Origin of the sequence: Streptomyces sp. NPDC090442 (genome assembly GCF_044769405.1) — a bacterium.
Lineage (GTDB): Bacteria > Actinomycetota > Actinomycetes > Streptomycetales > Streptomycetaceae > Streptomyces.
The window spans coordinates 61,059-83,637 of record NZ_JBIVXW010000033.1 but is presented as its reverse complement, the minus strand read 5'-3'; the positions used below and the strand labels follow the sequence as shown (position 1 = coordinate 83,637).

21 protein-coding genes and 1 riboswitch are annotated in these 22,579 nt (G+C 72.6%); of the genes, 11 read left to right on the top strand and 10 right to left on the bottom strand.

The features are described 5' to 3' along the window. Window positions 1-15: 15 nt before the first annotated feature. Window positions 16-933: a mycothiol synthase gene (mshD, locus tag ACIQU6_RS23495; protein WP_403483650.1), complete on the bottom strand. Its 918-nt coding sequence runs from the start codon at window positions 931-933 to the stop codon at window positions 16-18. A 186-nt stretch (window positions 934-1,119) separates the two neighbouring features. Between mshD and ACIQU6_RS23490 the strand changes: the two genes are divergently transcribed. Then, window positions 1,120-2,937, top strand: a complete 1,818-nt coding sequence (locus ACIQU6_RS23490; RefSeq protein WP_403483625.1) for a bifunctional metallophosphatase/5'-nucleotidase — start codon at window positions 1,120-1,122, stop codon at window positions 2,935-2,937. A 382-nt stretch (window positions 2,938-3,319) separates the two neighbouring features. Here the strand turns inward: ACIQU6_RS23490 and ACIQU6_RS23485 are convergent, their stop codons facing one another. Beyond that, window positions 3,320-4,183: an SDR family oxidoreductase gene (locus tag ACIQU6_RS23485; RefSeq protein ID WP_403483624.1), complete on the bottom strand. Its 864-nt coding sequence runs from the start codon at window positions 4,181-4,183 to the stop codon at window positions 3,320-3,322. Window positions 4,184-4,366: 183 nt separating this feature from the next. Here ACIQU6_RS23485 and ACIQU6_RS23480 point away from each other — a divergent pair, with 183 nt between their 5' ends. Then, window positions 4,367-5,818, top strand: a complete 1,452-nt coding sequence (locus ACIQU6_RS23480) for a DUF2993 domain-containing protein (RefSeq protein ID WP_403483623.1) — start codon at window positions 4,367-4,369, stop codon at window positions 5,816-5,818. 38 nt (window positions 5,819-5,856) lie between these two features. Here ACIQU6_RS23480 and ACIQU6_RS23475 read toward each other — a convergent pair whose 3' ends face one another. The 5 genes from ACIQU6_RS23475 to ACIQU6_RS23455 all read right to left on the bottom strand — a co-directional run bounded on the left by ACIQU6_RS23475 (window position 5,857) and on the right by ACIQU6_RS23455 (window position 11,496). Next, on the bottom strand, window positions 5,857-7,506 hold the full coding sequence (locus ACIQU6_RS23475) for a sensor histidine kinase (protein WP_403483622.1): 1,650 nt from the start codon (window positions 7,504-7,506) through the stop codon (window positions 5,857-5,859). Beyond that, window positions 7,503-8,240 carry a response regulator transcription factor gene (locus ACIQU6_RS23470; protein ID WP_403483621.1) on the bottom strand — a complete coding sequence of 246 codons (738 nt, stop codon included), beginning with the start codon at window positions 8,238-8,240 and terminating at the stop codon, window positions 7,503-7,505. Before ACIQU6_RS23470 ends, ACIQU6_RS23475 begins: the two co-directional genes overlap by 4 nt. A gap of 146 nt (window positions 8,241-8,386) precedes the next feature. After that, the gene (locus ACIQU6_RS23465; protein ID WP_403483620.1) at window positions 8,387-9,490 is read right to left on the bottom strand and encodes a S1C family serine protease; all 1,104 of its coding nucleotides are present in this window, start codon (window positions 9,488-9,490) and stop codon (window positions 8,387-8,389) included. A 143-nt stretch (window positions 9,491-9,633) separates the two neighbouring features. After that, complete coding sequence (locus ACIQU6_RS23460) at window positions 9,634-10,659, bottom strand: LacI family DNA-binding transcriptional regulator (protein WP_403483619.1); 1,026 nt, start codon at window positions 10,657-10,659, stop codon at window positions 9,634-9,636. 24 nt (window positions 10,660-10,683) lie between these two features. Next, window positions 10,684-11,496: a response regulator transcription factor gene (locus tag ACIQU6_RS23455; RefSeq protein WP_403483618.1), complete on the bottom strand. Its 813-nt coding sequence runs from the start codon at window positions 11,494-11,496 to the stop codon at window positions 10,684-10,686. Between the two features lie 251 nt (window positions 11,497-11,747). On the opposite strand from ACIQU6_RS23455, the gene ACIQU6_RS23450 reads away from it, so the two are divergent. Continuing rightward, window positions 11,748-12,659, top strand: coding sequence for an alpha/beta hydrolase family protein (locus ACIQU6_RS23450; RefSeq protein WP_403483617.1), 912 nt, complete (start codon window positions 11,748-11,750; stop codon window positions 12,657-12,659). Between the two features lie 100 nt (window positions 12,660-12,759). On the opposite strand, the gene ACIQU6_RS23445 is transcribed toward ACIQU6_RS23450, so the two are convergent. Further along, window positions 12,760-14,793 (bottom strand): ABC transporter ATP-binding protein, encoded by a 2,034-nt coding sequence (locus ACIQU6_RS23445; protein WP_403483616.1) that lies wholly within the window; start codon window positions 14,791-14,793, stop codon window positions 12,760-12,762. Next, on the bottom strand, window positions 14,790-16,523 hold the full coding sequence (locus ACIQU6_RS23440) for an ABC transporter ATP-binding protein (RefSeq protein WP_403483615.1): 1,734 nt from the start codon (window positions 16,521-16,523) through the stop codon (window positions 14,790-14,792). The genes ACIQU6_RS23445 and ACIQU6_RS23440 overlap by 4 nt, the downstream gene beginning before the upstream one ends. 187 nt (window positions 16,524-16,710) lie before the next feature. Here ACIQU6_RS23440 and ACIQU6_RS23435 point away from each other — a divergent pair, with 187 nt between their 5' ends. From ACIQU6_RS23435 to ACIQU6_RS23405, 7 genes are all read left to right on the top strand, one after another. Then, window positions 16,711-16,956, top strand: coding sequence for a MoaD/ThiS family protein (locus ACIQU6_RS23435; RefSeq protein WP_403483649.1), 246 nt, complete (start codon window positions 16,711-16,713; stop codon window positions 16,954-16,956). Window positions 16,957-16,966: 10 nt separating this feature from the next. Then, window positions 16,967-18,100 carry a hypothetical protein gene (locus tag ACIQU6_RS23430; RefSeq protein ID WP_403483614.1) on the top strand — a complete coding sequence of 378 codons (1,134 nt, stop codon included), beginning with the start codon at window positions 16,967-16,969 and terminating at the stop codon, window positions 18,098-18,100. Window positions 18,101-18,302: 202 nt separating this feature from the next. Further along, window positions 18,303-19,004 carry a DUF2993 domain-containing protein gene (locus tag ACIQU6_RS23425; protein ID WP_403483613.1) on the top strand — a complete coding sequence of 234 codons (702 nt, stop codon included), beginning with the start codon at window positions 18,303-18,305 and terminating at the stop codon, window positions 19,002-19,004. A gap of 215 nt (window positions 19,005-19,219) precedes the next feature. Continuing rightward, a complete protein-coding gene (locus ACIQU6_RS23420) occupies window positions 19,220-19,327 on the top strand; it encodes an Ms5788A family Cys-rich leader peptide (protein WP_363152786.1) in 108 nt (35 codons plus the stop codon). A gap of 164 nt (window positions 19,328-19,491) precedes the next feature. Then, window positions 19,492-20,337, top strand: a complete 846-nt coding sequence (locus ACIQU6_RS23415; protein ID WP_403483612.1) for a sulfurtransferase — start codon at window positions 19,492-19,494, stop codon at window positions 20,335-20,337. A gap of 39 nt (window positions 20,338-20,376) precedes the next feature. Next, the gene (locus tag ACIQU6_RS23410; RefSeq protein WP_403483611.1) at window positions 20,377-20,664 is read left to right on the top strand and encodes a DUF1416 domain-containing protein; all 288 of its coding nucleotides are present in this window, start codon (window positions 20,377-20,379) and stop codon (window positions 20,662-20,664) included. Between the two features lie 146 nt (window positions 20,665-20,810). Then, entirely contained in the window at window positions 20,811-21,110 is a 300-nt protein-coding gene (locus ACIQU6_RS23405) for a DUF3099 domain-containing protein (RefSeq protein WP_403483610.1), read from the top strand. A 30-nt stretch (window positions 21,111-21,140) separates the two neighbouring features. Here ACIQU6_RS23405 and ACIQU6_RS23400 read toward each other — a convergent pair whose 3' ends face one another. Then, window positions 21,141-21,506, bottom strand: coding sequence for a DsrE family protein (locus ACIQU6_RS23400; protein WP_383412908.1), 366 nt, complete (start codon window positions 21,504-21,506; stop codon window positions 21,141-21,143). 299 nt (window positions 21,507-21,805) lie between these two features. Here ACIQU6_RS23400 and ACIQU6_RS23395 point away from each other — a divergent pair, with 299 nt between their 5' ends. After that, entirely contained in the window at window positions 21,806-22,390 is a 585-nt protein-coding gene (locus ACIQU6_RS23395; protein WP_274914065.1) for an FABP family protein, read from the top strand. A gap of 57 nt (window positions 22,391-22,447) precedes the next feature. Beyond that, window positions 22,448-22,531: riboswitch (cobalamin riboswitch) on the top strand. The last annotated feature ends 48 nt before the right edge of the window (window positions 22,532-22,579 follow it).

Sequence of the window (22,579 nt, the reverse complement as noted above, 5' to 3'; positions counted from 1 at the left end):
TCGCCCCAGGGGCGCTCAGGTCTCCGACCGGTACATCAGGTCCGTCTCGTGCGTGGTGAACCCCAGCCGCTCGTAGACCGTCACCGCGGCCACGTTGTCCGCGTCCACGTAGAGCATCGCGGTCGCCAGTCCCTGCGCCGCCAGGTGGCGCAGCCCGATCGCGGTCAGCGCCTTGCCCAGGCCGCCGCCCTGCGCGCCCGGCCGCACCCCGAGGACGTACACCTCGCCCAGGCCCTCCTCGGCGTGCACCTTCGTCCAGTGGAAGCCGACCAGGCGGCCGTCCTGCTCGGCGAGGAAGAAGCCCTTGGGGTCGAACCACGCCTCGGCCTTGCGGTCGTCCAGATCGCGCTGGGTCAGCGCGCCCTGCTCGGGGTGGTGCGCGAAGGCCGCCGCGTTGATCTCCAGCCAGGCCGCGTCGTCGACGTCCGGCTGGAAGGTCCGCACCGTCACACCCTCCGGCAGCGTCGGCTCGGCCAGCTCCCAGTCCGCCAGCGACCGCCGCATCTGCCGCAGCTCCCGGAACATCGACAGCCCCAGCGTCTGCGCAAGGTGCCGGGCGGCCGGGTGCCCGCCGTGCGCCCACACCCGCAGCCGGCGCCCGGACTGGGCCAGCAGCTCGCCGCCCAGCGCCCGCCCGTGGCCGCGGCCGCGGTAGCCGGGGTGGACGACGAGCTCGGCGGCCGGCGCCTCCACCGGATCGGTGTCCTCCAACTGCCCGTAGCCGACGAGCTGCTCGCCGTCCTCCCCGGGCGCGTACACCAACAGGTGCCGCACTCCCTCGCGGCGGCCGCCCCGCAACTGGAGCCGGCCCTGTTCGGACACGGCCGGCTGCCCGTCCGCCCGCGCGGCCCGCTCGATCAGCTCAAGGACGGCCCGGGCCCCTTCCGGTGCGAGCTCGTCGACCACCTCGACCCGGCGGCCGCCGTGCCCCATCTCCTGTGCAGCGTCAGTCATGTGTGAAGCGTACGACGCCGTCCCCACGTCGGGCGGGCACCGCGGACGCCGCCCCGGCCGGCCCCGCCACCGCCCGGCCACCCGGACGTCACCTCCGCCCCCTATCTCTCTACGCGCGTCGACAATATGCTGCCCACCGCTCAGCACCAGCCACGGAGGGGAACCATGCCAACGACACCTCAACGGCCGCGCCTGCGCGGCAGATTGGCGGCCGGCGCCGCCGTGCTCGCCACCGTCGCGGGCGTCGCCCTGACCGCCACCGCCCCGCCCGCCGGGGCCGACAGCGGCCGCCCGCACCGCCCGTCCCGCACGGTCGACGTCCAGTTGCTCTCCTTCAACGACTTCCACGGCAACCTCGAACCGCCGCAGGGCTCCTCCGGCACCGTCCAGCAGCGCCAGGCCGACGGGTCCGAGAAGACCGTCCCGGCCGGCGGCGTCGAGTACCTCGCGCAGTCCCTGCGCACCGCCCGCAAGGGCCACCCGTACTCCGTCACCGCCGCGGCCGGCGACGTCATCGGCGCCAGCCCGCTGCTCTCCGGCCTCTTCCACGACGAGCCGACCATCGAGGCGATGAACAGGCTGGGCCTGGACGTCACCTCCGTCGGCAACCACGAGTTCGACGAGGGCCGGGCCGAGCTGACCCGCATGCAGCGCGGCGGCTGCCACCCCAAGGACGGCTGCTACGAGAGGGGCCGGACCTTCAAGGGCGCCGCCTTCCCCTACCTGGCCGCCAACGTCACCGACGACAAGACGGGCAAGCCGATCCTCAAGCCGTACACGGTGTGGCAGCGCAACGGCGTCAGGATCGGCTTCATCGGTGTGACCCTCAAGGGCACCCCGGACATCGTCAACGCCGACGGCGTCAAGGGCCTGACCTTCCACGACGAGGTCGCCACCATCGACAAGTACGCCAAGGTCCTGGACCGCCAGGGCGTCAAGGCGATCGTCGCGCTCATCCACGAGGGCGGCATGCCGGCCTCCACCTCGTACAACGACGACTGCGACAGCCCCGGTCCGGGCGCGGGGATCTCCGGTCCGATCGTGAACATCGCCAAGCGCGTCAGCCCGAAGGTGGACGCGCTGGTCACCGGCCACACCCACCAGTCCTACACCTGCACCGTCCCGGACCCGGCCGGCCACCCCCGCACGGTCACCTCGGCCGCCTCCTACGGCCGCCTCTACACCGACACCACGCTCACCTACGACCGCCGCACCCACGACATCGTCCGCACCGCGGTGCACGGCCCGCACGCGGTCAACCACGTCGTCGACCGCACCCAGCCCAAGGCGCCGGACCTGACGTCCCTGATCGCCCGTTGGGACAAGCTGGCCGCCCCGATCGCCAACAAGCCGGTCGGCTACGTCTCCGCCGACATCAACGGCCGCGGCGCCGGCACCCCCGAGGAACCCCTCGGCGACCTGATCGCCGACGCCCAACAGGAGGCCACCGCGGCCCCCGACAAGGGCGGCGCCCAACTCGCGCTGATGAACCCCGGCGGCATCCGCTCCGACCTCGCCTACAAGGCGTCGGGCAAGGAGGGCGACGGCGTCGTCACCTACGCCGAGGCGTTCACCGTCCAGCCGTTCACCAACATGGTGCACGTCGTCGACCTGACCGGCGCCCACCTCCTGGCCGCCCTCCAACAGCAGGTCAGCGGCCCCAACGAGGCGTCCCCCAAGATCCTCCAGGTCTCCAAGGGCCTCAGCTACACCCTGGACATGACCAAGGCCGGCGCCGCCCGCGTCGTCACCGACACCGTCAGGCTCAACGGCGCGCCGGTGGACCCCGCCAAGACCTACCGCGTCGCCATGAACGAGTTCCTGGCCGGCGGCGGGGACGGCTTCCCCGCCCTCAAGCAGGGCACCAACAAGCACGTCGGCCCCTCCGACCTCGACGCCCTCACCACCTACCTGACGGCCCACTCGACGCCGTCCACCCCCCTGTCCCCACCGAAGGCGGATCGCATCACGGTGGTGAAGTAGCCACTCCTGAAGGGCCGTTCACCTTCGCCCCGCCCACGCCTACGGCCCCGGCCGCCCGCAACAGACGCGGACGCCCGGGGCCGCCGCATGCTGCGCCCGGCGCTCGGCACCCACGAAAACGCACCCGAAGATCCCAAGGAGCGACTCGAAGGACGGCGCCCACCCTGGGTCGCGCTGCGGAATGTGCGCGACCCCCGCCAGGACCACGCTGCCGGCCACATCGGTCACGGACTCGCTCGCCTCCTTCTGGGCCGGCGTTACCACCCTGCCCGTGTCGGCGTTGGCCGCGCCCGGCGATGTGATGCCCCATCAGGAGACGGGCCGTCCAGGGACGGACCCCCGAACGGCCCGAACCGTCCGAACCGCCCGGCCGGCCCGGGCGTCACCGATGTCCGGCGAAGTCCCCCGCGTGGTCGCCCGCCCACTGGGCGAAGGTGCGGGCCGGGTGGCCGGTGACGCGGGCGACGTCGTCGGTGACCGGGAAGGCCGGGGCGTCGATCGACTGGCCGAAGAGGTGGACGAGTTGGCGGGCGGCCTCGATGGGGAAGTGCGGGCCGGCCATCGCCTCGGCGGCCTCGTCCTCCGAGATCTGCTCGATGCGCGCCGGCCGGCCGGTGACCTCGGCGATCGCGGCGACCTGCTGGGTGTTGGTGAGCACCTCGGGCCCGGTGAGCCGGTGGATCTGGTGGGCGTGGGCGCCGCTGCGGTCCAGGAGGGCGACGGCGGCGGCGTCCGCGAGGTCGGCCTCGTGGACGGGGGCGCTCTGGGCGCCCGGGTGCGCATCGCGGACCACGCCGGTCGCGCGGATCGCCGGGGCCCAACGGAGGGCGTTGGTCGCGTAGTTGCCGCCGCGCAGGAAGGTCCACTCCAGACCAGACGCGCGTACCGCGCGCTCGGCTTCGGCGTGCGAGCGGGAGATGAAGTTGGTGTCGTCGACGGGCGAATCGGTGATCGAGAGCGAGGAGTTGAGGACGATGCGGCGGACGCCGGCCCGCTGGGCGGCGTCGATCAGCCGCTGCGCCGACGCGCCGCCGGCCGCCAGGTTGAGGAAGAGCGCCTCGGCGTCGGCGAGCAGCGGGGCGAGGTCGGGGTCCTCGACGAGGTCGGCGCGGACCACCTCGGTCCGGGCGGGGAGTTCGGCGCGGGCGGGGTCCCGGGTGAGGGCGCGGACCGGTACCCCCTGCTCCAGTAGGCGGCCGACAAGGCTGCGGCCGATGTTGCCGGTTGCTCCGGTGACCACGATCATGGATTCCTCCGGGGAGACGCGGGCGGCGGATGGCGCCGGGACGACGTTAGTTCAGTCCGTCGCCCGGGCACGGGAACGTCACGCGGCAAGATTTCGCCAAGGACGGCAGGACGATCTTCGCGTATCTCACATTCCGCCGGCGGGACTTGCGCTTCCGGGTCCCGCTCGTGGTGGGATGTGCTGATGCGAACCCCCACACGCATATCTTCACCCTCGCACCCGGCCTCGTCCCCGGCCGGTGCCCCCGCCGCAGCCTCCGCCCCCGCCCCGGAGGCCGGCGACCAGCCCCACATATCCGGGCCGTCGGACGGCCCTCAAGGCGACACCAGAGAGCTTCCGCCGGTCAACCCCTACGCGGACCTGGCCGCACTCGCCGACCCGGATCCGTCCCGGGCACCCGGCCGGGGCGGCGACCCGGAGCACGGCGCACCGCACGCCCCGCCTCCCCCGTACCGCGGCTACCTCAACGAGCGTGACGACAGCGACGATCCGCTCGGTCTCGGCCTGCGCTCGGACGACGAGGACGAGGACGCCTGGTCGCCGCCGAACCACCGCAAGCTGAAGCGGGGCATCTCGCGCTTCGCGGCCGTTCCGCGCACCATCAAGGCGCTGGTCGCGCTGGCGGCCTGCACGGGGGTGCTCGCCCTCGGCGACCGGTTCGCCGTGCTCTACGCGCAGAACAAGGCCGAGGACCAGGTGAAGTCGGCCCTGCACCTGCACGCCCGGCCCGAGGTGGACATCCACGGATTCCCGTTCCTCACCCAGGTCTTCGACAAGCGGCTCGACCAGGTCGACGTGGTGATCCCGGACGTCGCCGCCGACCGGGTCTCGCTGGCGAAGGTGTCGGCGACGGCCCGGAACATCCAACTGGACGGCGATCTGCCGACCGCCATCAAGGGCGCCACCATCGGCGAGATGCACGGCAGCGTGCTGCTCACCTTCGACGACATGAACCGCGAACTGGGCGCCTCCCAGGTGAAGTTCAGCGCCCTCGGCCCCAACGGGGTGCGCGCGGTCGGCGAACTTCCCGTCGCCGGGCACACCTTGCGGGTCCGGGCCGAGGCCCGCATCCACCGCATCGGCGACCGGGGCATCTCCACCGAGATCGGCCAGATGCGCCTGGACATCGGCGACATGGCCGTCTACCGCCCGGGCACCGGCGAGGGCGAGGGCCTGCGTCTGACCCAGAAGGGCGCCGCCGAACTCACCCGGCAGGTCGCCAAGGTCAAGTCGATGCTCAGCATCCCGGCCATCGCCAAGCGGATCGGCATCCCCCAGGAGTACATCGACGACGCCCTGCGCAGCGACGACAAGCTGCACGAGCTGATCGGCTCGCCGCGCTTCGTCCACCAGCTCATGACGGTCAACCTCGTCGACGTGGTGATGGACCACCCCTGGCTGCTCCAGAAGGTCGGCATCGACGCGAAGATGCTCGGCGCCCTCACCGACCTCACCAAGCCCCAGCTCGCCGACCGCCTCGCCCTCTCCTTCCAACTCCCCAAGACCCCGGGCAACATCCGCCTCGCCAACGTGTCCGTGGAACCCGACGGCATCCACGCCGACCTCACCGGTACGGAGCTGCCGTTCGGCGACGCGGCGAAGAACGGCGGCAAGGGCAACGGCGCGGGGAGGTAGGCGCGGGCCGCTCCGGGGGTTCCGGGACGGCCGGCTGCCTACGCGCTCGTATCGGAGGCGCCCGCCGGCCCGTCGGGCGCCTCCGCCGCACCCGACCGCCCCGGTATGTCCGGGGGCGGGGCGGCGGCGCCCGGCAGGGTGAGGAGGGCTTCGGTGCCGCCACCGGAGGCGTTGCGGAGGCGGACGCCGCCGCCGGCCTGCTCCGCGGTGCGGGCCACGATGGACAGCCCGAGTCCGCTGCCGGGCAGGCTGCGCGCGGCCGGGGAGCGCCAGAAGCGCTCGAAGACGTGCGGGAGGTCCTCGGGCGGGATGCCGGGGCCGTGGTCGCGGACGGTCAGCGCACCGTCCGCGAGGCGGACCTCGACCGTGCCACCGGACGGGCTGAACTTCACCGCGTTGTCGAGGAGGTTGACCACCGCCCGCTCCAGCGCGGCCGGCTCGGCGCGGACGTACCACGGGTCGAGGGCGGCGGTGAGGGTGAGGGACGGTCCGCGCAGCCGGGCCCGCTCCAGGGCGGAGCCGACGATGTCGTGCAGGGCGACCACGCGGACCGAGGACGCCTCGGTGCCCAGGCCCGTTTCCGCCGGCCGGGAGAGGACCTGGAGGTCGCCGATGAGCGCCGCCAACTCGCCCATCTGGGCCTTCACCGAGGCGAGCAGGGCCTCCTTGTCCGCGGCCGGGATCTTGCGGCCGGAGCGCTCGCTGCGCTCCAGCAGGTCGATGTTGGTCCGCAGCGACGTCAGGGGCGTCCGGAGCTCGTGGCCGGCGTCCGCGATGAGCTGCTGCTGGAGGTCGCGGGAGGCGGCCAGCGCGGCGGTCATGGCGTTGAACGACCGGGAGAGGCGGGCGATCTCGTCCTCGCCGTCGGTGGGGATGCGGATGGTGAGGTCCTGGGTGCGGGCGACGTGCTCGACGGCGGCGGTGAGCCGGTCGACGGGCTTGAGGGCCGCCCGCGCCACCCACAGGCCGGCCGTCGCCGCGCCCAGCACCCCCACCCCGGCGACGACCAGCAGCACCAGCGCGAGGTGGTTGAGCGGGTCGGTGACCTGGTCCATCGGCGCGGCCACCGAGATCGCCAGGCGGTTGCCCTGCGCGTCGGTGATCGGGCCGCGGTACGGGGAGGTCGAGACCCGCATCGCGACGCCCTTCTCGTCCTTGGTGGTGTGCACGGCGCCGGCCAGCCGCCCGTCGGCGACCGCCTGGTCCGCGTGCTGCGCGGGGATGGCGAACTTGCCGGGCGAGGTGCAGACGTAGCCGGACGGGGAGACCAACTGGATGGTGTACGGCGTCGGTTGGAAGCGGACGTTCAACGGGGAGCCGGCGCAGCGGGCGCTGATCGCCTGGACGTAGTCGGTGTTGACCTCGACGGTGCTCAGGGTGGTGTCGAGCTGCTCGGTGAGCCGGTCGCGGGTGATCAGCCAGCAGGCGGCGGCCGACAGCGCCACCGCGAAGGCGACCGCGACCGCGGTGAGCAGCGCCAGCCGGGAGCGCAGCGGGAGCTGGTGGAACCGCGTCAGGCCGAAGGCCCCGCCCGCCGGCCGCGCCCCGTCCGCGCCGCCGCCGTCGTGCGAAGCCTCGCCGCGGGGCGCCTCGGTGTGCGGCGCCTCGGCACCGGGCGCCCCCGGGCGGGAGCCGCCGGTGGCGTCCCCCGCGCCGGGCGTCGCGTGCGCGTCGTCGGTGCCGTTCATTCCGCTCCGCCCTCCAGCCGCAGCACATAGCCCACCCCGCGCACGGTGTGGACCAGCCGCGGCTCGCCACCGGCCTCCGTCTTGCGGCGGAGGTACATCACGTACACGTCCAGGGAGTTGGAGGTCGGCTCGAAGTCGAAGCCCCAGACGGCCTTGAGGATCTGCTCGCGGGTGAGGACCTGCCGCGGGTGGGCCAGGAACATCTCCAGGAGCGTGAACTCCGTGCGGGTCAGCTCCACGGGCCGGTGGCCGCGGACGACCTCGCGGGTGGCCAGATTCATCCGCAGATCGGCGAAGCCGAGGATCTCGCTCTCGTCGGGCTGGGCGGTGCCGGCCGCCGCGTACGAGCTGCGGCGCAGCAGGGCGCGGATCCGGGCGAGCAACTCGTCCAGCTCGAAGGGCTTGACGAGGTAGTCGTCGGCGCCGGCGTCCAGGCCGGTGACCCGGTCGCCGACGGTGTCCCGGGCGGTCAGCATCAGGATCGGCACGGTCACCCCGCCCGCCCGCAGCCGGCGGGCGGCGGTCAACCCGTCCATCCGCGGCATCAGCACGTCCAGCACGATCAGCTCGGGGTCGTAGGCGGCGACCTTCTCCACCGCGTCCAGACCGTCGACGGCCTGCTCCGTGCCGTACCCCTCGAAGGCCAGCGAGCGCTGCAGTGCCTCGCGGACCGCGGGCTCGTCGTCGACGATGAGGATGCGGGCGGGGTGGTCTCCGTGCTCGGCGGGGCTCATGTGCGTGTCTACCTCGGTGTGCGTGTGCGGACGACCGGCAGGAACTTTCTGGCTTCAGCCTGACACGGATGCCGCACCGGCGGACGCCCTGTGGACAACCGCCGGTGGACAGCCCCCGACCGGCGCCCGCCCCGCCCCGGCCCGACTCAGACCCCGCTGTTCCCGCCGCCGCTGCCGCCGCCGCGCAGCGCGTCGAGGTCGGCCTTGACCGTGTTGATCGGGATCGCGAAGCCGAGGCCGACGCTGCCCGCCTGGCTGCTGTCCGACGAACTGGGCGAGTACATGGCCGAGTTGATGCCGATGATCTGCCCCTGCATGTTGATCAAGGCGCCGCCGGAGTTGCCCGGGTTGAGCGCGGCGTCGGTCTGCAGGGCCTTGTAGCTGGTCTTGGACGAGCCGGTGTCGCCGTTGTACTGGTTGCCGCCGAACTCGAACGGCCAGCCACCGCCGCCGAAGCCGCGGCCCCCGCCCTGCCCCTGGCCCTGGCCTTGGCCCTGGTTCTGCCCGCCCTCCTTGGGGACGGTCACCTCGCGGTTGAGCGCGGAGATGATGCCGCTGGTCACCGAGCCGGTGAGACCCTCCGGCGAGCCGATCGCGACCACCGGGTCGCCGACCACCAGCTTGCTGGAGTCGCCGAGCACCGCGTGTGTGAGCCCCTTGCCGCCGACCACCTTGATCAGCGCGAGGTCCTTGTCGGGGTCGGTGCCGACCACCGTCGCGGTCTTCTTGCTGCCGTCGCTGAAGGTCACGCTGACCTTGTGCGCGCCGGCCACCACGTGGTTGTTGGTGACGATCTCGCCGTTGCTGGTGATCACCACGCCGGAGCCGGTGGACTGGCCGTCCGCGGTCCGCGCCTGGATCTCCACGATGGCCGGGCTGACCGCCTTGGCCACCCCGGCGACACCGCTGCCGCCGGTGTTCTGCCCGGCGTTGACGAGCGGGGTGGAGATGCCGCCCGACGTGGAGCCCTGCTGCGTGGCGCCGGCGATCAGCGCCGCGCTGCCGCCGCCTATCAGACCGGAGGCCAGCGCCACCGCCGCGATCAGCGCGACCGGCCGGCGGGCCCGGCGCCGCGGCTCGGGCGCGCCCGCACCGCCCGCCTCCGCGGGGGACGGCGTGTACGGGGGTGCCGGCGGAACGTCGCCCCCGTAGACGCGCTCGCTGCTGTGGCCGGTGCCGTACGCGTTGTCGTAGGAGTACGGCCGGTCCTGGGGCATCTCATCGCCGCTACGGCGGTAGCTCTCGGTCATGCCCACGACTCTGCTGCCGCTGCATGAGAACCGTCTGAGAACGCCCTGAGAGACCCGACAGAAGTGGGTATGCCCGGTATAAGGGCGCCTCCGGGAGCCCTAGTTGGGCGGGCGTCGGGCCCCGCCGGGACGCCGTGCGCCGCTCAGCCCCCGCACCCGCAGGACCGCCGCACCACCAGGCGCGACGGGAACTGCCGCAACCGCTCGCGGCGCGAACCCACCACCCGCAGCCCGTCGTCCAGCACCAGGTCGACCGCGGCCCGGGCCATCGCCTGCCGGTCCGAGGCCACCGTCGTCAGCGGCGGATCGGTGAGCGCCGCCTCCTTCACGTCGTCGAAGCCCGCCACCGCCAACTCGCCGGGGACGTCGAGCCGTAGCTCGCGGGCGGCCCGCAGCACGCCGATCGCCTGGTCGTCGGTGGCGCACATGATGGCCGGCGGCCGGTCCGGGCCGGCCAGCAGCTGCAGCGCGACCCGGTAGGCGTCGTAGCGGTTGTACGCCGCCTGGAAGTAGCGCCCCTCCGGGGACCGCCCGGACTCCAGCATGGCCCGCCGCCAGCCCTCGACGTGGTCGGTGACCGGGTCGCCGGACTTCGGGGTCTCCTCCGTGCCGCCCAGGAACGCGACGTACGGGTGGCCGTGCTCCAGCAGGTGCCGGGTGGCCAGTTGGGCGCCCCAGATGTCGTCGGTCATCACCGCGACGTCGTCGATCGCGTCCGGCCTGCGGTGCAGCAGCACCACCCGGGCGTCCCAGGCGTCGATCTCCGCGGCGGCGTGCTCGCTGGGGCCCTGGCTGATCAGGATCAGCCCGGCCACCCGCATCCCGAGGAACGCGCGCAGGTAGTGCACCTCGCGCTCGTCGAGGTAGTTGGCGTTGCCGACCAGCACCATCTTGCCGCGCTCGGAGGCGGCCTGTTCGACGGCGTGCGCCATCTCCGCGAAGAACGGCTGGCGGGTGTCGGGGACGATCAGACCTATGAGGTCGGTGCGGCGGGACGCCATCGCCTGCGCGACCCGGTCGGGTCGGTATCCGAGCTCCTTGATGGCGGCGAGCACCCGCTCGCGCGTGGCCGGGGCGACCGGCCTCGGTCCGTTGTTGATGACGTAACTGACAACGGCGGTGGACGTCCCCGCCAGTTTTGCTACGTCATCCCGCGTCACCTTGGCCACGCGCGGCAGTCTACGCGGGTGGTCCTACCGTCGGGCAGGCTGTGCGGCCCCGGATCCGGCGCCCGGCGAGGGCGCCCGCGCACCGGCCCGCTTGCCGCCGTCGCCGCCCTTCCCCGGCCGCCCGGCCTCCTCCTGTGCCTTGGCCTCCGCCGCGGCCCGCTCCACCTTCTCCGGCACCACGAAGCGGTAGCCGACGTTGCGGACGGTCCCGATCAGCGACTCGTGCTCGGGGCCCAGCTTGGCGCGCAGCCGCCGGACGTGCACGTCCACCGTCCGCGTACCACCGAAGTAGTCGTAGCCCCACACCTCTTGGAGGAGTTGGGCGCGGGTGAAGACCCGACCCGGGTGCTGCGCCAGGTACTTCAGCAGCTCGAACTCCTTGAAGGTCAGGTCCAGGACCCGGCCCTTGAGCTTGGCGCTGTAGGTGGCCTCGTCCACCGAGAGGTCCCCGGTGCGGATCTCCATGGGGCCGTTGTCGGTGGTGATCTGCTGGCGGCCCATCGCCAGCCTCAGCCGCGCCTCCACCTCGGCCGGCCCCGCGGTGTCCAGTATCACGTCGTCGACACCCCAGTCGGCGGTGACGGCGGCCAGTCCGCCCTCGGTGACCACCAGCACCAGCGGACAGCCCGGCCCGGTGGACCGCAGGAGCTGGCACAGGGACCGCACGTGCGGAAGGTCGCGGCGGCCGTCGATCAGTATGACGTCGGCCCCTGGGGTGTCGATCAGGGCCGGGCCCTCGGCGGGGGCCACCCGGACGCTGTGCAGCAGCAAGCCGAGCGCCGGGAGCACCTCCGTCGATGGCTGGAGGGCGTTGGTCAGCAGCAGAAGTGAGCTCACTCCCGACCACCTGCCCGGTCTTCGGCGAGCTCCGTCCTGTGCGGCTCGCTGTCCTGCACGCTTCGCTTGCCCATGACGTCTGGTTCCTCCTCGGTCCCTGCGACGGGGGCACCACCCGGCCCGGCCGGGGGAGTCTGCGGCACTGCTTCGTACGCGGCGCTTCCGGTCACGCGCTTTGCGTGCGCGAAAGCACAAAAGGATCCGGGGGCGACGCTGCCCGGATCCTTCCTCTGCCCAGCAGAATAGCTCACATGGCTTGCGGACCCGAGGGCGATTTTGCGCGATCTTGTGTTCCGTCGATCACAACGAGTGGTCACCGCGTGACCCTGTTGACGGACGACGGTGTGCGCATCGAGGCCGCCCACACCCCTCGGATCCCGGGCCCCGAAGGGCCGTACGCCCCCTCCCGCGCCCCCTTCCCCGCGCCCTCGGCCGACCTCGCCGTGGTCCTCGCGCACGGCTTCTCCGGCTCGCTCGAACGGCCCGCGCTGCGCCGCACCGCCGCCGCGTTGTCCCAGCATGCGGACGTGATCACGTTCTCGTTCCGGGGGCACGGGGGCTCCGGCGGCCGGTCCACCGTCGGCGACCGGGAGATCCACGACCTGACCGCCGCGGTCCGCTGGGCCCGCTCGCTGGGCCACCGCACGATCGCCACGGTGGGCTTCTCCATGGGCGGTTCGGTCGTGCTCCGGCAGGCCGCGCTGCACGGCCGGCGGGCGGCGGTGGCGGGCCCGGGGGAGCACGGGGAGCGCACGGATGCGTGGCCGGATGCGGTGGTCGCGGTCAGTGCCCCCGCGCGGTGGTACTACCGGGGCACCGCGCCCATGCGGCGCCTCCATTGGGTCGTGACGCGACCCACCGGGCGGCTGGTCTCCCGCCTCGGATTGCGGACGCGGATCCATCCCGAGGAGTGGGCCGCGATCCCCCTCTCCCCCACCGAGGCGGTGCCGCTGATCGCGCCCACGCCGCTGCTCCTCGTCCACGGCGACCGCGACCCGTACTTCCCGGTGGACCATCCGCGGATGCTGTGGGCCGCCGCCGACCCGGCCACCGCCGAGCTCTGGCTCGAACCGGGCTTCGGCCACGCGGAGAACGCCGCCGGCCCGGAGCTGCTGGACCGGATCGGGCGCTGGATCGCCCGACGGGCCCGGCGGACGGACTGACCCGGGCGCTGCCCCCGGAGACGACCGAGGGGCATCCCCTGGGGGATGCCCCAACGCCCCGCACCCCGGGGGCCGTTCGCCGAGGCCGCCCCCTGGGCGCCTACCCCGCCTCCGTCACGGCCTCCGCGAACTGGGCCGCGTACAGCCGGGCGTAGGCGCCCCCGGAGGCCAAGAGGGCGTCGTGGTCGCCCTGTTCGACGATCGCGCCGTTCTCCATGACCAGGATGACGTCGGCGTCGCGGATCGTGGAGAGGCGGTGGGCGATGACGAAACTGGTGCGGCCGGTGCGGAGTTGGGCCATCGCGTGCTGGATGAGGACCTCGGTGCGGGTGTCGACCGAGCTGGTGGCCTCGTCCAGGACGAGGATCGCCGGCTCCGCGAGGAAGGCCCGGGCGATGGTGATCAGCTGCTTCTCGCCGACCGAGACGTTGTCGCCCTCCTCGTCGATGACGGTGTCGTAGCCGTCCGGGAGGGTGCGGACGAAGCGGTCGACGTGGGTGGCCCTGGCCGCCTCGACGACCTTGTCGCGGGAGGTGCCCTCGGGGGCGCCGTAGGCGATGTTCTCGGCGATGGTGCCGCCGAAGAGCCAGGTGTCCTGGAGGACCATGCCGATGTTGGCGCGCAGCTCCTCGCGGGACATCTCGGCGATGTCCACGCCGTCGAGGGTGATCCGGCCACCGCGGACCTCGTAGAACCGCATCAGGAGGTTGACCAGGGTGGTCTTGCCGGCGCCGGTCGGGCCGACGATGGCGACGGTCTGGCCGGGGCGGACGGTGAGCGAGAGGCCGTCGATGAGCGGCTTGTTCTCGTCGTAGCGGAAGGAGACGTCCTCGAAGGCGACCCGACCGGTGACCTGCTCGGGGCGGGCCGGCTGCGCGGCGTCCGGGGCCTGCTCGGGGGCGTCGAGGAGTTCGAAGACCCGCTCGGCGGAGGCGACGCCGGACTGGACGAGGTTGGCCATCGCCGCGACCTGGGTCAGCGGCTGGCTGAACTGGCGGCTGTACTGGATGAACGCCTGGACGTCACCGAGCGACAGCGCGCCGGAGGCCACCCGCAGACCGCCGACCACGGCCACCAGCACGTAGTTGAGGTTGCCGATGAACATCATCGCGGGCTGGATGATCCCGGAGATGAACTGGGCCCGGAAGCCGGCCGCGTAGAGCGCCTCGTTCTGCTCGCGGAAGAGTGCGGCGGACTCCTTCTGGCGGCCGAAGACCTTGACCAGGGAGTGGCCGGTGTACATCTCCTCGATGTGCGCGTTGAGCTTGCCGGTGGTCTTCCACTGGCGGACGAACTGCGGCTGGGCGCGCTTGCCGACCTTGGTGGCGACGACGACCGAGACCGGCACGGTGACCAGCGCGACCAGCGCCAGCAGCGGCGAGATCCAGAACATCATCCCCAGCACGCCCAGGATCGTCAGCAGCGAGGCCATGATCTGGCTGAGGGTCTGCTGGAGCGTCTGCTGGATGTTGTCGATGTCGTTGGTCGCGCGGGAGAGCACCTCGCCGCGCTGCTGCTTGTCGAAGTGGCTCAGCGGCAGCCGGGCCAGCTTCTCCTCGACCTGCTCGCGCAGCCGGAAGACGGCGCGTTGGACGACCCGGGTGGCGAGCCGGGCCTGGGTGAAGCCGAAGGCGGCGGAGCCGGCGTAGATCAGGACGGCGCCGAGCAGGATGGTGCCGACGGCGCCGAAGTCGACGCCGTGGCCGGGGACCACCGGCATGGCGCCGAGCATGTCGGCGAAACCGCCCTGGCCGTGCGCCCGCAGCTCGGTGACGGCCTGTGCCTTGGTCAGGCCCTCGGGCAGGTGGCGGCCGATGACGCCGGCCATGATCAGGTCGGTGGCGCGGCCCAGCACCTTCGGGCCGACGACGGTCAGCGCCACGCTCAACACGCCCAGCAGCAGCGCCACCGCGACGATGCCGCGCTCCGGTCGCATCTGGGCCAACAGCCGCTTGCCGGAGCCCTTGAAGTCCAGGGACTTCTCGACCGGGCCGCCCATCATGCGGGCCATCGGGCCGCCGCCGGGGGCCGGGCCGCGGCGGGGGGTCGACCCGGTGGTCTCGCCGGCGGTGTCGGCGGGCGTCCGGTCGGGGGCCCGCCCCGCGGCCGGGTCCTGCTTGTCCGCGGTGGTCACGCCGCCTCCTGCTCGGTGAGCTGGGAGAGCACGATCTCCCGGTAGGTCTCGTTGCCGGCCATCAACTCGGCGTGGGTGCCGGTGCCCACGATCCGCCCCGCGTCCAGGACCACGATCCGGTCGGCGCCGCGGATCGTGGAGACCCGCTGGGCGACGATCACCACGGTGGCCCGGTCGGTCTCCCGGGCCAGCGCGGCGCGCAGGGCCGCGTCGGTGGCGTAGTCCAGTGCGGAGAAGGAGTCGTCGAAGAGGTAGATCTCCGGCTTGCGGACCAGGGCGCGGGCGATCGCCAGCCGCTGCCGCTGGCCGCCGGAGACGTTGGAGCCGCCCTGCGCGATCGGCGCCGCCAGGCCGCCCTCCATCCGCTCGACGAACTCCCGGGCCTGCGCGGTGCCCAGCGCCTGCCACAGCTCCTCGTCGGTGGCGTCCGGATTGCCGTACCGCAGGTTGCTGGCGACGGTCCCGGAGAAGAGGTACGGCTTCTGCGGCACCAGGCCGATGACGGCGGCCAGGGTCTCCGGGGCGAGGGTGCGCACGTCCTCGCCGTTGACCAGGACCGCGCCGCCGGTGGCGTCGAAGAGCCGGGGCACCAGCCCCAGGAGGGTGGACTTGCCGGATCCGGTGGAGCCGATGACCGCGGTGGTCTCCCCGGGGCGGGCGATCAGCGAGACGTCCTTGAGGACCGGCTGCTCGGCGCCGGGGAAACGGAACTCCACGTCGCGCAGCTGAAGTTCGCCGTGGCGGCGCAGCGTGGTGACCGGCTCGGCGGGCGGGGTGACGCTGGACTCGGTCGCCAGCACCTCCTGGATGCGCTCGGCGCAGACCTCGGCGCGCGGCAACGTGATCACCATGAACGTCGCCATCATGATCGACATCAGGATGTACATCAGGTAGCTGAGGAAGGCCGCCAGCGCCCCGATCTGCATCTGGCCGCCGTCGATGCGCAGCCCGCCGAACCACACCACGGCCACGCTGGAGAGGTTCACGATCAGCATCACCAGCGGGCCCATCATCGACATCAGCCGGCCGGCGCGGATCGAGACGTCGTACAGGTCGGTGTTGGCCCCGGCGAACCGCTCGCGCTCGTAGCGGTCCCGGACGAAGGCGCGGATGACGCGGATGCCGGCGATCTGCTCGCGCAGCACGCGGTTGACGGTGTCGATGCGCTCCTGCACCCCGCGGAACAGCGGGCGCATCCGGCGCACGATGAGTGAGACGAGGATCCCGAGGACCGGGACGATGACCAGGAGGAGCGCCGACAGCGGCACGTCCTGGTTGAGCGCCATCACCACGCCGCCGACGCACATGATCGGCGCCGAGACCATCAACGTGAACGTCATCAGCACCAGCATCTGGACCTGCTGGACGTCGTTGGTGGTGCGGGTGATCAGCGACGGCGCGCCGAAGCCGCCGACCTCCCGGGCGGAGAAGGACTGCACCTGGTCGAAGACCGCGGCCCGGATGTCCCGGCCCAGGGCCATGGCCGTACGGGCGCCGCAGTAGACCGCGCCCACCGCGCAGGTGATCTGAAGCAGCGTCACCGCGACCATGAAGCCGCCGATCCGCAGGATGTAGCCCGTGTCCCCCTTCACGACACCGTTGTCGAGGATGTCGGCGTTGAGGGTCGGCAGATAGAGCGTGGCCAGCGTCTGGACGAGCTGGAGCAGGACGATCAGGGATATGGAGCGCCTGTAGGGCCGCAGATGCGCCCGCGCGAGTCGGACCAACACAGGCCGGAGCCTATGCGAACGGTTGCCCCGGCCAATCGAATTTCTCCGAACCGTGCGGGAATCTTCCCGGACAGCCACAAGTCTTTACCCGGACTTGCCCCGGCCCGGGCCGGCCGCCGCGTACGCCATGATGGGAGGCGGCAAGAGCCCCCGACACGAAGAGGCCGCCGTGACAACAACTGGCACCGTGCGCTACTGGGCCGCGGCCAAGGCCGCCGCCGGCACGGCGGAGGAGCCGTACGCGGCGGCGACGCTCGCCGAGGCGCTGGACGCGGCGCGCACCGCGCACGCCGCGGACCCCGAGTTCGGCCGCGTCCTGCTGCGCTGTTCCTTCCTGGTGGACGGCGTCCAGGTCGGCTCCCGCGACCATGCGCAGGTGTCGCTGTCGCAGGGCGGCACCGTCGAGGTCCTGCCGCCGTTCGCCGGAGGATGAGCAGAGGGTCATGAGCGACAACCAGCACCAGCCGCACCAGAACCCGTACCCGTACGGGCAGCAGCCCTACGACCCTTACGCGCAGCCCCAACAGCAGCCGCCCCAGGCCCACCAGCCGTACCCGCCCCAGCCCCAACAGCCCTACGGCTACGAGGGATACGACGGGTACGAGGACTACCACGGCTACGCCGGCCAGGCGGCCCACGAGCAGTCGCACGGGCAGCCGCAGCCGTCCGCCCCCTACGGGCAGGACGCCTACGCCGCCCCGGCGCCCGCCGCCCACCAGCCCCAGGCCGCCGCCTACGGGCCCGCGCACGGGACCACCGCCACCGCGGAGCCGGCGCCGGCCGACGCCCCGCCGGCCGCGCCCGCCGCACCCGCCGCGCCGCTGAAGCCCAACCAGCTCGCCCGCGCCGAGGGCCGCTCGCCGATCATCCCGCCCGGGATCCAGCCGGCCGCGCTGACCGCGGTGCTGGCCCTGCTGCTGGCGCTGGCCGCGCCGGTCGCCCGCCCGCTCCTCGCGGTCCCCGTGGTGCTGCTCCAGGCCGTCACCGCCGCCGGCTGGTTCCGGCTGAACGGCATGTGGCCGGCCCGCCAGGGCATCGCGCTGGCCTTCCTGGGCGGCGTGGCCACCGACGTCGGGCTGCTCACCACCCCGCGCGAGGACGCGCCGCTGGTGGCCCTCGGCACGCTCGGCGTGTGGTGCCTGCTGGTCATCGTGCTCCAGTTGCGCAACCGCTCCAGCGCGGACGAGCGGATGTACGCGCTGACCGCGGGCCTGACCTCGTCCGCGCTGGCCGTGCTCGCCTCCGGCCACCTGGCCGCGGACCCGAACGCGGTGGTGGTCGGCGCCGCCGCGGTCGCCCTGGCCGTGCTCGTCCGGGCGCTGCCGCTGCCCGGTCCGGTGACGCTGGTGCTGGGCCTGCTGGCGGGTGCCGGCGGCGGCCTGGCCGCCGCGCAACTGACCGGCATGGGGACCGCCGGCGCGCTGCTCGGCCTGGCGGCCGGCGGCTGCGCCCTGATCGGCCTGCGGGTGGCCAGCTACGACTACCCGTCGAAGTTCGTGCACATGACCGCGGGCGTCGCCCTGCCGCTGGCCCTGGCGGCCCCGGCGGTCTACGTCCTGGGCCGGGCCCTGGGGTAGCCCCGGGCCGCGAGGTCTGCCACGCAGCGCCGCGGCGGCCGTACGGAGCGCACGGTTGTGCGCTCCGTACGGCCGCCGTTCCCGTTCTCCCGACCGGTTCGTCTAGGGTTCCCGGAGCGCGGGCTGGGGGCCCGCGCTCCGGAGTGGACGAATCGACCGGGGCCCGTCCGGCCCGGCGGTCGCGAGTGGGGGTAGTGGTTCGATGCGCGCACTGAAGGTGCTGCTGGTGCTCGTCGTCATATTCGGCGGGCTGTTCGTGGCGGCCGACCGCGTCGCGGTCAACCTCGCCGAGAGCAAGGCGGCGGACAAGCTCGGAAGCATGAACGGGATCACCTCGACGCCCAAGGTCTCCATCAAGGGCTTCCCGTTCCTGACCCAGGTCGCGGCACGCAACCTCGACGAGGTGGACGCCGACCTCGACCACCTGGCGGCCCGCTCCGAAGGCCGCACGCTGACCCTCAAGCACATGTCGGCGCAGTTCCACGACGTGGCGCTGACCAGCGACTACTCCTCCATCGAGAGCGCGGCCTCGGCCACCGCCACCGCCGAGATCTCCTATGCGGACCTGACCAACGCGGCCGGCGGCGGCGTCAAGATCTCCTACGGCGGCGAGAAGGACGGCCACGCCCAGGTCAAGATCTCCCCGAACGTCCCGCTGCTCAGCTCGTTCGAGGTGACCGGCACGATCGACATCGTGCACGGCGACACCGTCCGGGTGCGGGCCGACCACATCCCCGCCATGTGCCGGGCGCTGCCGAGCTGCGAGCGCGAGGTGCGGACCCAGACCGACCACGGCTGGAAGCTGGACCAGCTGCCGGGCAACCTGAAGCTGGAGAAGCTCACCGCGACCGCGCAGGGCATCTCCGTCACCGCCTCCGGCACCAACGTCAAGATCACCGGCTGACCCGCCGGCGGGTGGCGGGCCGCCCCACCGGGCCGCCACCCGTCCACACCCTGAGACACCCCGGTCCGAACGCCAGAACCCCCACCCGCGACGGCGCTCCCCCGCGCGGTGCGCGCCCACCCCACACCCTCGCGCGTCCCACATCACGGACAATCACGTCTCGCCATTCGACACACCGGTGACATGCCGCGCTCCGCCTCCCTACGATCGGAGCCATGCAGAGCGCATTGAGCGGTCTCCGTCCACGGGGACAGGCGGTACTGACGAAGCGGCGGGCAGTCGACCTGTGCCGCGTCGCCGCCATGCTCTGTCGCCCTGTCTGACGGGCCGCATCCCTCCCGTCGCCCCGGCCGTCGGCCGCCCCTGAAGGCCGTCCTCACACCCGTACCCGCCCAGCGCTGCGCGCCTCCCGGCCACGCCGCGCCGTCCGCGGTACCCGTGCACCCTCAAGCCCGCCCCCCGCAACTGCCCCGGAGGAGAGAAGAACATGAGCCGTAGCGACGTCCTGGTAGACGCCGACTGGGTCGAGGCACACCTGGACGACCCGAAGGTCGTCCTCGTCGAGGTCGACGAGGACACCTCGGCCTACGACAAGAACCACCTCAAGAACGCCGTCCGGATCGACTGGAAGAAGGACCTCCAGGACCCGGTCCGCCGCGACTTCGTCGACCAGGAGGGCTTCGAGAAGCTGCTCTCGGCGAAGGGCATCGCCAACGACGACACCGTCGTCCTCTACGGCGGCAACAACAACTGGTTCGCGGCCTACGCCTACTGGTACTTCAAGCTCTACGGGCACGACGGCGTCAAGCTGCTCGACGGCGGCCGCAAGAAGTGGGAGCTGGACTCCCGCGACCTGGTCGACGGCTCCGAGGTCCCGCAGCGCCCGGCCACCACTTACAAGGCCAAGGCCCAGGACACCTCGATCCGCGCCTTCCGTGACGACGTCGTCGCCGCGATCGGCACCAAGAACCTGGTCGACGTCCGCTCCCCCGACGAGTTCAGCGGCAAGCTGCTCGCCCCCGCCCACCTCCCGCAGGAGCAGTCGCAGCGCCCCGGCCACGTGCCCAGCGCCCGCAACATCCCGTGGTCGAAGAACGCCAACGACGACGGCACCTTCAAGTCCGACGACGAGCTCACCGCCCTCTACGAGCAGGAGTCCGTCGACCTGGCCAAGGACACCATCGCCTACTGCCGGATCGGCGAGCGCTCCGCGCTGACCTGGTTCGTGCTGCACGAGCTGCTCGGCCAGAGCAACGTCAGGAACTACGACGGCTCCTGGACCGAGTACGGCTCGCTGGTCGGCGTCCCGATCGAGCTCGGCGCCAACAAGTAAGCCCGAGAGCCCCTCTCTACCCCTCAAGGAAGTACCCCTATGTGTGGAGCACAGGCCGGCGGCCCGGACGCCTCGACCATCAAGCCCGGTGAGACCACGATCCAGGGCAGCGTGACCCGCGACGGCCAGCCCGTCACCGGTTATGTCCGCCTGCTGGACAGCACCGGCGAGTTCACCGCCGAGGTCCCCACCTCCGCGACCGGACAGTTCCGCTTCTACGCGGCCGAGGGCACTTGGACCGTGCGCGCCCTCGTGCCCGGCGCCAGCGCGGACCGCACCGTCGTCGCCCAGAAGGGCGGGCTGGCGGAGGTCGCCATCGCCGTCTGACGACGCGCGCAGACGGGCCCGTGCCGCGGGCCCGTTCGGCCCACCGTTCGGCCCGGAGGGCCGCACCCCAGGGGTTTGGACGCCTTGGCTGTGGGGTGCGGTCCTCCGGCCTTCTTTCCGGGGCCCCGCGGACTTACCGTGGACGTATGTACGCGCATGCGCACCACCCACCCACCCCGCCGCAGCGCCGCCACCGCCGGTACTTCGTCCTCATGACGGTGTGCCTGGTGCTGTTCGTGCTGGCGTGGAGCCTGGTGCGGCTGTGGTCGGTGCCGGCCGCGGTGGCGATGTGCGTCGTCGCCATGGTCATCCCGCCCGTCGCGGCCATCGTCGGCAACCGCCGGGAGCCGGGCGAGCGCTGGTGGGACGAGTCCGGGGACCCGGAGTCCGACCGCTGGTGGCGGGAGTTGGACGACCGGGACGACGAGGACCGCCGCCGCAGTTGACCCCCGCCCGCGCACCCTCGGCCGCGGGCCTCAGTAGACGAGCGCCTGGACGCCGTCCGGCATGATCTCGCTCACGAAGAGCTGGGAGCCGGCGATGCCCGCCCCCTCGATCAGGTCCTTCTCCTCGATGCCGCGCCGCGCCGCGCACTGCGTGCATACCGTGATCGCCCCGCCGCCCGCGCGGATCCCCTCGATCAGCTCCGGCAGCGGCGCCGCGTGCGGCAGCTCGAACTCGGCCGCCCGCCCCGGCAGCGCGAACCACACCGACTCCCCCGTCAGCCACAGCGACACCTCCACGCCGCTGGCCACCGCCACCGCCGCCACCGTGAACGCCTGCGAGCACCGCTCGGGCGCGTCCGCGCCCGCCGTCACCTTGATCACCAGCTTGTTCGCCATGGCCCAAGAGTAGGCGCGGGCGGGCCGGCGGACCGGGGACGCCCCGTGGGAGCCGGAGCGCCGGTCCCGGGAGCCGGGACGGACCTCACAGCGCCGCCGCCGACGGCGCCGACTAGACTCGCAGGCGGTCCGTAACACCTCACTCCGCCCAAGGAGCGCGCCCGTGCTTGAGGCATTCTTCACCACCCTGCTGGTTCTGGTCGGCGTCGGCGTGATCGCTTTCGCCGGGCTGACCTGGAAGAAGCTCTACCAGGGCCAGCGCTGACACCTTCCGTCCCCACAACAGATCGCCTGAGCTCATGATCGAGATCCCGTCCGACCTGAACCCGTCCCTGGTGCCGCTCGTCTTCCTCCTCGGCCGTTGGGAGGGCGCCGGCGTCTTCGACTTCCCCGGCGCGGAGAAGTGCAACTTCGGCCAGGAGGTCGTCTTCAGCCACGACGGCCGCGACTTCCTTGAGTACACCTCGCACACCTGGGTGCTCGACAACGAGGGCAAGCAGGTCCGCCCGTTGGAGACGGAGACCGGCTTCTGGCGGGTCGACGGGAACAAGGTCGAGGTCGTGATGACCCGCGACCAGGGCGTCGTCGAGATCTGGTACGGCGAACTGGCCGACCAGAAGCCGCAGATCGACCTGGCCACCGACGCCGTCGCGCGGACCGCCGCCGCCGGCCCGTACAGCGGTGGCAAGCGCCTGTACGGCTACGTCAAGGGCGACCTGATGTGGGTCGGCGAGAAGGCCACCCCCGAGGTGCCGCTGCGCCCCTACATGTCCGCGCAGCTCAAGAAGGTCGCCGACCTCAAGGAGTGGGCCGAGAGCCTGCCCGACGACATGCCCGACGGCGTCTCCTTCTTCCGCCCGGACGGCACCCCGTACGAGGGCTGAGCCCCACCCGTGGCCGTCCGGCCGCGCACGAGAACCTGACAACGACGACGCCCCGCGGGGGAAGTCCGGTGAGAGTCCGGCGCTGACCCGCAACGGTAAGCGGAACGCCCCAACGGGCCGGTTCCGCAAGCCCGATCACCCGCGGCGGCGCCGGATCCGCACCAACTCGCCGTGGACTGCGAGGGGACG